Genomic DNA, 12625 nt, shown 5'->3' with positions numbered 1-12625 from the left:
CTAAAGTGGCGAAGCCTGGAAACAACACAGCACGCTGTCGTGGCGGACAAAGCGGTGCGGTGGCGTACCACGTGGTTGAGGACGGAACGATGGGACGGTAGTGCGAAGCAAGCGGGGAGACCTGTCAGCGAGGTGAACGCTGGCAGGAGTCAGAGTCCCGATAGTACTGCACACGGCAGCGTCAAGCCGTGGAGACCTGCGTCAGAGCAAAAGGCGCACTAGGGAAGCGGGGCAGGAAAGTTGATAGCAAAAGACCGGAAGGAAGCAGAGATGAAGATCGAAGCATCGCCAGTGTCGGAAACGACTAGACGAGATGCAGACGCGCTGGGAAGCTGCGTGCAGCGGAAATTCGCGTCGGCTTCAATCTGGACGGACGCTATGTTGGCTGCTCTACAAAACGGAGTTAAAGGAGGCAAGTGGCACAGTCTGATCGACAAGGTGTTTCGCCTGGAAGCTCTCGCGCTGGGATGGGCTCAGGTCGAGAAGAACGCCGGGGCGGCGGGAGTGGATCGCATGAGCGTGAAGCGATTCGCGCAAGCGCGGGACCGATACCTCGCTGAACTGGCGCAAGCATTGCAGGATGGTAGCTATCGCCCGCAGCCAGTGCGGCGCGTCTACATACCGAAAGGTAAAGGACGTCGTCCGCTCGGTATACCCGCTGTAAAGGATCGCGTCGTTCAGGCGGCCCTGAAGCTGGTGATCGAGCCGATCTTTGAGCATGAGTTCGAGCCGAGAAGCTACGGCTTTCGCCCGGGCCTAGGCTGCAAGGATGCGCTGCGCGAAGTGGATCGGCATGTGAAAGCGGGCTACTGCTGGGTGGTCGATGCTGACCTGCAAAGCTATTTTGACTCGATTCCACACTCACCTCTTCTTGCAAGAGTGGCAGGGCGAATCTCGGACGGCCGGGTTCTGGAACTCATCCAGTACTTTCTCAAGCAGGACATCATGGAAGACATGACGCGTTGGACGCCGACTTCCGGCAGTCCTCAAGGGGCGGTTGTCAGCCCCTTGTTGGCAAATCTGTACCTGCACGAGCTTGACGTGGAAATGCGCGAAGCCGGGCTGGTAATGGTGCGCTACGCGGATGACGCCGTGGTGTTATGCCGCACGCGCGAGGAAGCGGAAGCTGCGCTCACTCGCATGCGGGCCTGGGTGAATGCGAACGGCTTGACACTGCATCCGGACAAAACCCACGTTGGGGATTGCCGGCTGGAAGGTCAAGGGTTCGAGTTTCTGGGCTACCGGTTCGAAGCCGGCGAGCGTTGGGTGCGCAAGAAGAGTCTCATGGGGCTGCGGGACAAAATCCGCGCCCTGACCAGACGTAACAGGGGCGATTCGATCGAGGGCATCGTTGCGTCGATCAACCCGATCCTGCGCGGCTGGTTCGGCTATTTCCAGAATGCCCACCGATACACCTTCTCGTCGGTCGACGGCTTTGTTCGCCGCCGTCTGCGAGCGATCCTGCGCCGACAGTTACACCGTCCGGGTCAAGGTAAATGCTTGCGCGATCACGCCCGATGGCCAAATGCCTTCTTCGCTAATCTTGGGCTGTTCACGATGTCCGAGGCTCATCGATTGGCGCGCCAATCCCGATGTGGAAACAACTGACTGGAGAGCCCGTCGCGGGAAAACTGCACACCGGGTTCGGAGGGAGGGGACGGCGAGCGCCGTTTCCTACCCCTATCCTTCGGCCAGCAGCGGCCATTTGTGAGAAAAGCTCGAATGGCTGAAGACAAGCTGAGATCGGACAACCCGCCCCGCGTGGCGTTCGTTCCGCCGAAGATATGTCCGCATACCGGAAGCGGCACGGTACGATGGTGGCCCTGAGGCAACCGTCAGTCTCTTGACCTCGCATACATCGTTGATGGGCGCAGCCCTGTGAATATGCCCCAGAGGAGTAGCCCATGCCGTCCGAGCACGCCGATGTCTTGTCACAGGTACTCAGGCTGATTCGCCTTCGCGGAGATCATGTTTTCCACGGCGAGCTGGGCAGTTCCACCGAAGTGATTTTTCCGCCAGGGCCGGCAACGTTTTTGCATCTGCGTGCCGGCGAACTGTCGGTGTCTCAACGCAATGGCCCCTCCGTGACGCTGCGGTCAGGCGACTTCGTTCTTTTGCCACATGCGGACGGACATACGATTCGAAGCAAGCCGGGCCGGAAAGCACATCAACGCTTCGAGGCGGCGGTGGACTTTACCCCCAGCAGAGATGCTCAGACGTTCAAATGGGCGGCTGATGACGGCATGGCAGGATCCTTTCTCGCAGGATCATTCTATTTTGACGGGGCGCCGTTACGCTCTTTGCTCACCGGGCTTCCCGGTCTGATTCATCTGACATGCGACAAAGTCAGCGAGCCCCCTTGGCTGGCCTCTATCTCGCATTTCCTTGACGTGGAATCGCGTAGCGCCGGCCCAGGGTCATCGCTGATGATCTCGCGGCTTATTGATCTACTCGTTATCCGCACCTTGCGGATGTGGGTCAGCCAGCAAGGCGATCGGCTTGGCTGGCTGTCCGGACTTAGCGACGAACGCGTAGGCCGTGCGTTAAACGCAATGCATCTGGAACCTGACCGTGCATGGACGGTCTCGGCCCTCGCCGAGACGGCGATGATGTCGCGATCGACGTTCTCGGATCGCTTCACGGCGGTGGTGGGACTTCCACCGTTGCGTTACCTGACACGCTGGAGATTGACAATCGCAGCAGACTTGCTAAGCGGAGGGACCCTGAAGGTGACCGAAGTGGCCCACGGTGCCGGCTATGGTTCGGAGGCTGCCTTCAGTCGCGCCTTCAAGGAGGAGTTTGGCTATCCACCGCGTGACGCGCATCGAATCGCACAGACCGGGGCCTTTGTCGCGCGAAGTGCGGAACTCCCTTGAGAGTCCTCTTTACACCGTTGGCTTGATTCGTCAGTTGAAACTGTCATTGCGGCGGTTTCCTTTCAATGGCATCGCGTCGGTCCCCAGGCGGCGCCGATCTGCTCGCTTGTCCGAGTGCGTCGATCGTACGATGGATCATGCATATCAGACGCCGAGATATGGTCAGTCTCGAATACATTCTTTAGAGTGGATAGCCAAGGTCCTCCGGTATCTGAATAGGAGGAAAGGCTCCCACGCACTATGGTTCGGATCTCTCATGCTCAGGCAGCCCAGACGGTTTGCGATAACACTTCTCGTTGCAGCACCCACGCTTCCGTCATGCGTCTGGATCGGAAGCTGGAGCGGAGCCGCTAGCTTCACCGTCGTATAGGCGGCATGAAGGCCGGGCATGCCGCGATGCATAAGTAACGTCGGCTGATCTCGGGCAATTCGTCGATCTGGTGCCGTTCAGTTCCGCCCCAACATAATAGAGTTCTGGATTCCTAAACGGAATCGAGAGATCGAGGCATGCCCACGGATCTTTCAAATGCAGGTTTCAATTCACGACATCGGCACCGATGTCTCTTCAAGGAAGCAATGTAGATGAAACTCATCCTCGCTGTTCTCGCCATGTCAGCATTCGCCTTTGGTACCGGTGCGATGGCTGCGGAAAAGCCCCCCATCGTTCTGGTCCACGGCGCTTTCGAAGACGCCCAGGTCTGGGGTTATGTCACATCCAGGCTTCAAACCGACGGCTTTAAGGTGGTGGCTGTTGATCTGCCAGGGCGTCCGGGCGCGCCAGCCACACCGGACAAAGTCAGCCTTGACCTCTATCGCGACACCGTGGTCCCAGCGCTGAACAAGTCCCATCGCCCGGCCGTCGTGGTCGGTCACAGCTTCGGCGGCATCGTCATCGCCGACGCCGCGGAAACGGCACCGAAGAAGATCAAGACTTTGGTCTTTGTTGCTGCCTACCTGCCGCAAGACGGCGACTCGCTCGTTTCAATGGCCAGTAAGGATGCCGACGCCAAGATCGGCCCGCACCTGCAGATCGATAAGGAAAAGGGCATTGCCTCCATCGAATATCCGGCACGTGCCGATCTGTTTGCCAATGGAGGTCCTGACAAACTACGCGAGGCAATCCCGGATCTGATCCTGGATGAACCCGTCGGCCCGCTGGCTACGCCTGTACACGTGACTTCCCCCAACTTTGGTCAGGTCGACAAGGTCTATATCCACACAGCCATGGACCAGGTCATCAGCCCCTCGTTCCAGGCCAAGATGGTTGCCGCCACCCCCGTGAGAGCCGAGTACTCCCTGCCGACCGGTCATACGCCGTTCCTCACCGATCCCGACGGTCTGGCAAAGGCGATCGAGGCCGCTGCGAAATAGGCGGCTTACGGTCGGTCCGGGGAAGCGAAGGCGGGAGGCTTCGTCATCCCGCGCTTTGCCTTCGAGTGTGTTGCTCTGGGCAGAGGGCTGCGGTATCCGGGCTTCCGCGCACCGTCCTGCAGGCCGCTCTTCGATGGTCTGTGCCGGGATGCTCTTTCCAATAGAAGCATACGCGTCCGTTGTCTTCGACAATTTCTCGTGTTTTCAAAAGGCAGAACCGATATGTCCCGTCTTCAGATACCCGCCACGATCGCAGATGCACCAGCTGCTTCTCAGCCCTTCCTGGCGGCCGTCAACAAGAAACTGGGTGTTGTACCGAATCTGTTTCGTCTGATAGCCAACAGCCCCGCGGCGCTAGAGGGGTACCTCGGTCTGGCCGGAGCCTTGGCAAAAGGCGCACTTCCAGCACAAACCGGCGAACGTATAGCTCTCGCCGTCGCCGAAATCAACGGCTGCGACTATTGCATGTCGGCGCACAGCTATTTAGGAAAGAACGTGGCGAAGCTTGACGATGCGGAAATGTCCGCCAATCGAAATGGCGGCTCGAATGAACCAACGGCTGCCCCTGCCGTGCAGTTCGCCGCGAAGGTCGCGCACGAACGTGGCCGCGTATCCGACGAAGATCTGCGCGTCCTCAAGGAGGCCGGCTACACTGATGCGCAGATCGTCGAGATTGTCGTGCACATCGCACTGAGTGTCTTGACGAACTACGCCAACGTCGTTGCAAACACGGAGATTGACTTTCCCGTAGTGCGTACATATCAGGGCCTGAACAACGGGACTCGCACGCTTCTTGATACGTGATGCGTTGACCGAACTGATCGATTGCGTCAATGCATCGTAACCAGGACAAGCATCCGCGAGCGTATCGAGCCTCAACCGACGAACGTCGTTCGGTGTATCGGACGGTTGAGCTCACTGCATCGCACTAATTTCATCAGGCCAAGTCCATTTCCTTTTCACGTTACGTTGAGCCCGAACATGAACGTATCCGAACGCCTCGCGCAAGCGGGCCTAAAATTGCCATCGCCCATCAACCCACTTGGGTCCTATCGAACGGTTTCCGTTTCGGGGAATCAACTGTATGTATCGGGGCTCGGCCCTTTCGAGGATGGCAAGCCAATCGTCGGAATGGTCGCCCGCGATATTTCTCTGGAAAAGGCTCAAGACGCGGCGCGCCTAACGATGCTCATGATCTTGGCCTGTGTCGAACAGGCCTGCGGACTCGACAACGTCCGGCGATGCAGCCGGCTAACAGTTTACGTGCGTACAGCACAGTCGTTCACCCAGCATCCGCAAGTGGCCAATGGCGCCAGTGATCTGTTGCTGACCCTGTTTGGGCAAGACAATCTGCCGGCTCGAAGCGCGCTGGGAGTGCATTCGTTGCCGATGGGCATCCCGGTTGAGATTGACAGTATCTTTGAGTTGAAGGGGTGACGGGCATGGCTCGACGCCGCGCACATACGAGCGCAATGACGCGAAATCCGCATCCCCAGCGGGAGGAGTTAAGCGCACGCCAGAAAACGGACGTAGCGAATTTAAAGATTTCCGATCAGCCGATCGAATATGCTGGGCCTTGTGTCCCGAGGTGGTCGTCCAACTCTACGACGCGATGCTCGAACTCTACCCCGACCACCCTAATCCGGGCTCGCTCTGGGGCGCGGCGAACTCCGCCAGGAAGGCCGCGTAGGATTGCTCCGCACCACAACGAAGCTATGGAATCCCCAAAGGAATGCTGACCATGCACAGGACGTTATTGGCCGCTGCCGTCACCTTGACCGTCTCCGCCGGATCTCTCGCGGCTGCTCCTGCCGCTTACAAGGAGCCGCTGGACGCTCAGGCCTTGAACACGATCAAATCAGAGTTCGGCGAGCTCATGGAATTAGCCAACCGGCACGATTTCAAGGCTCTGCACGAGATGTTCTGGCAATCCCCCTCGGCCCTTCTCGTCGCCAAAAGCGCAATTCCCTCCGAGGGGAACTGGGCAGGCTTCTGGGGCAACGAGGCAATCGATCGGAAGCTGCACGACATCGGCACCTCCGGCCCGGTCGTCCTCCGACCGGATTACTCAAAGCTCAAGGTCGTCGGCTTGACGCCGGACGTAGCGCAATCCTACGCGCCGGTGAACATCACGGTTTCGTATGCAGGGCAGGACGGAACTCCCAAGCCGTTTCTGATGATCATCAACTGGATAAAGGTCGGAAAGGACTGGAAGGTTGCTTCTGAGATCATCCTGCCCGTACCTCCTGCACCCGTCGCAAAGAGTTAGGCCTTCGCGTGCCGGTGTGCGGAATCCAGACTGGGACCTGGCTGCTGGCAGCAGGTTTCGCTCTATTTGACGTCCGTGAGCTGCAGTATCGAGCGACGGCTCAACTCCGATACCCGCCGTTGCACCTCTGACCGCTCGACTGTCAGCAATGGGGTCGCAAGTACTCGTTCACTCCAACGATATCTGACATTCGCATTAACGACGGAGCGAACGGCGGCAATGCGCCTATGAACTGCCTCACAGCGGCCGACACTCCAACGGCCGCAATGGCCGAGTTTCTTCCATCGAGCGTCCGGCCGGTTCCGAAGTGAACCGGCCGTTGGAATGGCGGCTTTGTGTGTTTCGCGAACGGCAACTATTGGCCGGTTGCTGCCTCATGTACGCGGCAAACACACCCCGAGCTTCGCAGGGCTGCGGTCGGCAGCACGCGACCCGTTTCGGCCGTCCCCCTTGGTCCGGCTCAGGTGGCAGATTCCAAGGAAGAGCGGTCATCTATTCAATGATGCCATTTGGCAGTTCACTAACGCGTTCCGGGAGTTCTTGATGCAGTCGCGGGCCTGACTTCGCCACCGGAGATGCACAAGCGGGCGAAGGCCGCCGTTACGCCACTCCTGTCAGTATCCCGCTGACCTCGGCCAGCGCTTGCCGTCGCAGTTCGCCGAGATCGACATTCGCCACGACATCGTCCTCCACCACGCAGCGTCCGGCCGAGAATAGTGCCGCGACCGTCGGCCGTCCGCCCGACGCCACCGGTCCGATCGCTGGATCGTGCAGGCCGAAGTAGCGGGGATCGTCGAGCCGGTACACGGCGATATCGGCCGAGTAGCCCGGCGCAATCCGCCCGACGCCTTCGAGCCCAAGCACGCGCGCGCCACCCGCCGTCCCCCAGTGCACGACCTCTTCCACCGAAGCGACGTCGGCGCCGCCTTCGAACGTGCCGCCGCGATAGACAGGTTGCGCCGCCATGCCGCGCCGCGCGCGCTGCGCGAGCCACGCCATGTGGACCTCGGAGATCATGTCGGCGGCTTCGTTGGACGCCGCGCCATCGACGCCGATCGACACCGGCACGCCCGCGTCCGCCATCTGGCGCACCGGCGCGATGCCGCTGCCGAGCCGCCCGTTCGATTGCGGACAATGCGCGACCCCGGTCCCGGTCTCGGCGAGCAGCGCGATCTCGCGCGCATCGAGCTTGACGAGATGCGCGTACCAGACATCGTCGCCGAGCCAGTCGTGTTCGCCGCAGAACTCGACGGGCGTCGCGCCATGCATCGCCTTCGCGCTGTCCTGATAGCCAACCGTCTCCGACAGATGACTGTGCATCCTCAAGCCGAGCCTGCGCGCGACGCGGGCGGTCTCGCGCATCTCGTGCGGCGAGATCGAATAGAGCACGGTGGTCGGCGCCATCGCGACACGACGCATCGCGCGCGGCGAGGCATCGTGATAAGTCGATGCCAGCCGCTCGATATCGGCGATATATGCATCGAGCGATTCGGGCCGAAGCGCGGTCGGCAACTCGGCTTCGAGCTGGCGCGTGCGCGTCGCACCGCCGCGTAGCAGCACGAAGCGCAGGCCGAGCTTGCCCGCTTCGTCGAAGAGGATCGCCGAACTGTCGAACGGCATGCCCGGGTAGTACAGGTAGTTGTGGTCCGCGACCGTCGTGCATCCCGAGCGTATCAGTTCGATCAACCCGATGCGAGCAGCGAGGCGGAAGCGCTTCTCATCGAAGAGCGCGCGAAAGCGATACGGCGTCGCGGCGAGCCACGGCGTGAGGGAGGCGTTGAGTCCCGCAGGATCGCCCTTGAGCAGCGACTGGAAGAGATGATGATGCGTGTTGACCCACGCCGGATAGACCACGCAATCGGTGGCATCGACAATCGTCTCGCCTTCGCGCGGCGCGAGCCTGCCAATCGCTGCGATCGTCTCGCCTTCGATGCGGATGTCCGGTCCGTCGACGCGCGCCGGTTCTTCGGCGCTGCCGTCGCCGCCGGTCATGATGGCGGCTGCGTTGCGAATCAGTATGCTCATATCGATGGTCTCAGAGTTCGCTCTCGTGCCAGCCGCGCAAGCCGATGCGCGCGACCCACACGGTGATACCGAACAGCACTACGCCCGTCAGCGTGATCAGAAAAAGCGCCGCAAAAAGGCGCGGAATGTTCAACCGGAATCCCGCCTGCAGAATCTGATAAGCCAGACCCGAACCGCTGCCGCCGGTTCCCGCGACGAACTCCGCAACGACCGCACCGATCAGCGAAAGTCCGCTCGAAATCCGCAAGCCGCCGAAGAAATACGGCAGCGCGCTCGGGACGCGCAGACGCACAAGCGTCTGCCAGCGTGTCGCGCGATTGATGCGAAACAGGCTGACAAGGCCCGGATTAACGCTGCGCAAGCCGAGTGCGGTGTTCGAGATGATAGGGAACAACGCGACGAGCGTCGCGCAGATCACGAGCGCGAACGTCGTGTCCTTCACCCAGATGATGATGAGCGGCGCAATCGCGACAACTGGCGTGACCTGCAGCAAGATCGCGTAAGGAAAAAAGCTCGCCTCGATCAGCGGACTTTGCGCGAATAGCAGTGCGATCGCCACGCCCAGGACCGTTGCGAGTGCGAAGGCGAGCAGCGTGATCTTGAGCGTCGCGAGAAGACTCATGACGAGCATCGGACCATCGGCGACCAATTGCAGCGCGATGTCATGCGGCGCGGGCACGAGATACACCGGCACCTTGAAGAGCGCGCACCAGCCTTCCCAGACCAGCAGCATCAATATGCCGACGACACAGGGCGCCATCGCCTTCGCCACGCCGGGCCGCTGTAACAGCGGAGGGCTGCGCCGGCGCTCGGCTTTCGAATGCATCGCATGCTTCGTTACAAGCGTCTGACTACTCATGATTGCGCTCCCTGGGTATCGACCTGCCTGTTTTCACTCGATGCCAGATGCGCGTCGGTGATCAGGTCCGACAGCGCCTTGCAATGCTGCATGAAAGGTGTCGAAACGCGATACGCTTCGTCGCGTTCGGCCGGCCCGCCGATCGGCACGTCGGCGATCATGCGTCCTGGCCGCGCCTGCATCACAACCACGCGTCCCGACAGATACACCGCCTCGTAGATGCTGTGCGTGACGAACACCACGGTCATGCCGCGCTTCCTCCAGAGCGCGCGCAGATCAGCATCGAGCTTGTTGCGCGTGAATTCGTCGAGCGCGCCGAATGGCTCGTCGAGCAGCAGCAGGTCGGGTTCCGTGACGAGCGCCCGTGCCAGCGACGCACGCATCTGCATCCCGCCCGACAGCTCGCGCGGACGCACCGTGCCGAAGCCGGCAAGACCGACGTTCGCGAGCGCAATGGCGACACGCGCGTCGGCTTCGCGTCGCGGTACGTGCGCGAGGTCGAGCGGCAGGCGCACGTTGTCGGCAATCGACGCCCAGGGCATCAGCGTGGCTTCCTGGAACACCATCGACATGCGCCGCCCAACCGATCCGACGACGCTGAACGACTGGCCCCACCACCGCATGTGACCGTGCGTGGGTGTCTCGATGCCGGCGAACATCTTGAGCAGCGTGCTCTTGCCACAACCCGACGGTCCGAGCAGCGAGACGAATTCTCCCGCGCCGATGGTGAGGCATACATCGTCCAGTGCGATCGTGCCGTTCGGATATACCTTGTCGATACGCTGGACGGCGAGCGCCGTGTCTTTGCTGTCATCGCTCATGGCCTCATGCCTCCTCTGTATCGATGCGGAACACTTCGCGCTCGCCATGCTCTTCGAGTAGCTCGAGCAGCATGCGGCGCATCAGCAGTCCGGGCTGATCGGATGCCATGTGGCATTCCTGCTGGCGGCGCACGTCGATGCACGCGTCGTAGTCGGTGGCTTCGAGAATCTCGCGGTCTTCATCGGTGATCGGCCGGTCCCAGTCGATCAGCTCCTGGGTCGAACATTGCGCTTCGGTGTCGTTGCGATAGAGCCATTGCACGAGCATCATCGTCCTGTCGTCGATCGGCGTTGCGCAGTTGTAGATGATGTGATGCACGCCGCTTGCCGGATACATGCAGCCGAAGCGCCGCGCGAACGGCACGTACCATCGGTTCATCAGATGGCGCTCGGTGATGTCGTCGGTAGTGCCCGTGATGCGGAAGCTCGCTTGCGGGTTGCGGATCGGCACGCGCGTCTCGGCCTCAAAGCCCCATTCGCTCGGACGGAACTCGTACTTCGATGGCTTCGGATTGTCGAAGAGACCGAAGTTCGACTTGTGCACGAAGCTGAAGTGCGAGTTGTCGAACGAATTCTCCATCATGCGCAGCGCGCTCGTGTTCCACTGTTCGTAGAACTGTAGGATGCGCCGGTAGCCCGGTGCGGTTTCCTCGGCAAATTGGGGAATCGGCTGCAGCGGATCGTCGAGCGCAACCCACGCGTAACCGTAGCGCTCCTCGCAGCGATACGACTGCACGATCGCGCGCGAGGGAATCTCGCCGCCCGCGTTTTGCGGAATGCGCACGCACTTGCCGCTGCAGTCGTAGGTCCAGCCGTGATAGCCGCAAGCGATGTTGCCATCGGCATCGACGAATCCCTTCGACAGCTTCGCCGTGCGATGGCAACAGCGGTCGCGCAGCGCATGCGGCTTGCCGCCCGCGCCTTTCCACAGGACGATCGGTTCGTTAAGCAGCGTGAACGGCTGCGGACCTTCGTCCAGTTGCGAGATCGGCATGACCGCGTACCAGAAGCGGCGCAAGACTTTCTGACGTGTGACCAGCATGATCGGACTCCTTGATTCCGTGAAGCCCGCTCAGGGCATGACTTTCGCGTTCTGGATGTACTGCAGCGTATAGGCGCTCTTGTAGTCGGTGCTCGCCTTGAGCAGCTTCGCGCCGACCATGTAGTCGTAGGTCTTCTTCCAGCGCGTGTCGGTCATCGCGCCGATGCCGAGCGTCGATGCATCTCCGCCCGTCACGAGCTTCAGTTTCTTCAGTTGCGCCACGCCGAACGCGAGCTGCGCATCGGTCATCTCGGGATTGTCCTTCTTGATGAGCGCGTTGCCCGGCGCCGGATTGGCGAGATAGCTTTTCCAGCCTTCCATCGACGCCTTCACGAAGCGCGCGACCACATCGGGCTTCTCGGCAAGAGTCTTCTTCATGCCGACGATGGTGGTGTTGTAGGGCGGATAGCCGGCGTCGGCAAAAAGGAAAAAGTGCGTTTTCACGTTCGCGCGATCGGCCTGGAACGTCTCGGATGACGGATACGCCTGCATTGCGACGTTCGCATCAGCGAAGAACGGCTGGATGTTGAACGTATAGGGACGCGTCTGACCGTCGCTATAGCCATACTTCTCCTTGAGCCAGGGCCACCACGACGTGCGGCCCGAGCCCGCGACGAGGATCGTCTTGCCTTTGAGGTCCGCGAGGCTCTTCACGTCGTCGTGCGTGAGCATGCCTTGCGGGTCAAACTGGAACGAGGCGGCGACCGTCGTCACCGGAATCCCCGCCTCGACGCTCGACAGCACCTGGAAGTCGTAGCCGAGAATGAAATCAGCCTGGCCGCCGACGAGCAACTGCATACCGTTGACCTGCGGGCCGCCCATCTTGATCGTGATGTCGAGCCCGGCTTTCTTGTAGAGGCCCGTGGCCTGCGCCTGATAGAAGCCGCCGTGCTCGGCCTGCGCATACCAGCTCGTCAGGATGGTGATGTGATCGTCGGCGTGCGCCGATGTCGTCGAACAGATACTCGCGGCCAGAACGATGCTGCTCAAGATGCGATTCAATACACGCATGAAAAGGGCTCCCCTGTTAGAACGTAGGAAGACCATGCGGACGTAAGAACGTGTCGGGCGCGATGCGCTCGGCGTGCCGGATGACGATCGAGGAAGATTCGGGGCGATTCACGCAACGCTTCCTGTCGACGGAATCCGGACGATTCCGTTCGAACGTCGAGGCTGGTCGACGTAGGCGCGCGATGCGCCCCAAGAGCAATGCCCCACGCCGGTCAGATACGCCGACGCTAGCCGCTTATACTCTGCAACGCTTTAAGCGATATCCATGCCAGAGATTCGTTGCCGGGACTGGCGTACCTCGTGTCGTTGCAAGCCTGTCCGAGCCGGCGATACAGGGGCAGCGGCGCCCAA

Annotated in this window: 11 protein-coding genes; 6 read left to right on the top strand and 5 right to left on the bottom strand. The window is 60.9% G+C overall.

What is annotated here, in order from left to right; all coding sequences use genetic code 11:
* The first annotated feature begins 270 nt into the window (after positions 1-270).
* From ltrA to HDG37_RS20190, 6 genes are all read left to right on the top strand, one after another.
* Positions 271-1608, top strand: a complete 1338-nt coding sequence (ltrA, locus tag HDG37_RS20215; RefSeq protein ID WP_184050700.1) for a group II intron reverse transcriptase/maturase — start codon at positions 271-273, stop codon at positions 1606-1608.
* A 296-nt stretch (positions 1609-1904) separates the two neighbouring features.
* Positions 1905-2876, top strand: a complete 972-nt coding sequence (locus HDG37_RS20210; protein WP_018418539.1) for an AraC family transcriptional regulator — start codon at positions 1905-1907, stop codon at positions 2874-2876.
* A gap of 582 nt (positions 2877-3458) precedes the next feature.
* Positions 3459-4247 carry an alpha/beta fold hydrolase gene (locus HDG37_RS20205; protein ID WP_184050698.1) on the top strand — a complete coding sequence of 263 codons (789 nt, stop codon included), beginning with the start codon at positions 3459-3461 and terminating at the stop codon, positions 4245-4247.
* Between the two features lie 222 nt (positions 4248-4469).
* Positions 4470-5051 carry a carboxymuconolactone decarboxylase family protein gene (locus HDG37_RS20200; protein ID WP_184050696.1) on the top strand — a complete coding sequence of 194 codons (582 nt, stop codon included), beginning with the start codon at positions 4470-4472 and terminating at the stop codon, positions 5049-5051.
* A gap of 177 nt (positions 5052-5228) precedes the next feature.
* Positions 5229-5684, top strand: a complete 456-nt coding sequence (locus HDG37_RS20195; protein ID WP_026225479.1) for a RidA family protein — start codon at positions 5229-5231, stop codon at positions 5682-5684.
* A gap of 295 nt (positions 5685-5979) precedes the next feature.
* Positions 5980-6516: a hypothetical protein gene (locus HDG37_RS20190; protein ID WP_260334944.1), complete on the top strand. Its 537-nt coding sequence runs from the start codon at positions 5980-5982 to the stop codon at positions 6514-6516.
* Positions 6517-7116: 600 nt separating this feature from the next.
* Here HDG37_RS20190 and HDG37_RS20185 read toward each other — a convergent pair.
* Genes HDG37_RS20185 through HDG37_RS20165 form a run of 5 tightly spaced genes read right to left on the bottom strand, consistent with a single transcriptional unit; the run spans position 7117 to position 12274 of the window.
* Positions 7117-8541, bottom strand: coding sequence for an amidohydrolase family protein (locus tag HDG37_RS20185; RefSeq protein ID WP_184050694.1), 1425 nt, complete (start codon positions 8539-8541; stop codon positions 7117-7119).
* A 10-nt stretch (positions 8542-8551) separates the two neighbouring features.
* A complete protein-coding gene (locus HDG37_RS20180; protein WP_409260237.1) occupies positions 8552-9367 on the bottom strand; it encodes an ABC transporter permease in 816 nt (271 codons plus the stop codon).
* A 29-nt stretch (positions 9368-9396) separates the two neighbouring features.
* Positions 9397-10221: an ABC transporter ATP-binding protein gene (locus HDG37_RS20175; protein ID WP_184050690.1), complete on the bottom strand. Its 825-nt coding sequence runs from the start codon at positions 10219-10221 to the stop codon at positions 9397-9399.
* A 4-nt stretch (positions 10222-10225) separates the two neighbouring features.
* Positions 10226-11263 (bottom strand): aromatic ring-hydroxylating dioxygenase subunit alpha, encoded by a 1038-nt coding sequence (locus tag HDG37_RS20170; protein ID WP_184050688.1) that lies wholly within the window; start codon positions 11261-11263, stop codon positions 10226-10228.
* A 30-nt stretch (positions 11264-11293) separates the two neighbouring features.
* Entirely contained in the window at positions 11294-12274 is a 981-nt protein-coding gene (locus HDG37_RS20165; protein WP_176106855.1) for an ABC transporter substrate-binding protein, read from the bottom strand.
* Positions 12275-12625 lie beyond the last annotated feature (351 nt).

This window comes from Paraburkholderia sp. MM5384-R2 (assembly GCF_014201025.1).
Taxonomy (GTDB): domain Bacteria; phylum Pseudomonadota; class Gammaproteobacteria; order Burkholderiales; family Burkholderiaceae; genus Paraburkholderia; species Paraburkholderia tuberum.
The sequence above is the reverse complement of the archived record's forward strand: the minus strand, read 5'-3'. Positions and strand labels throughout refer to the sequence as shown.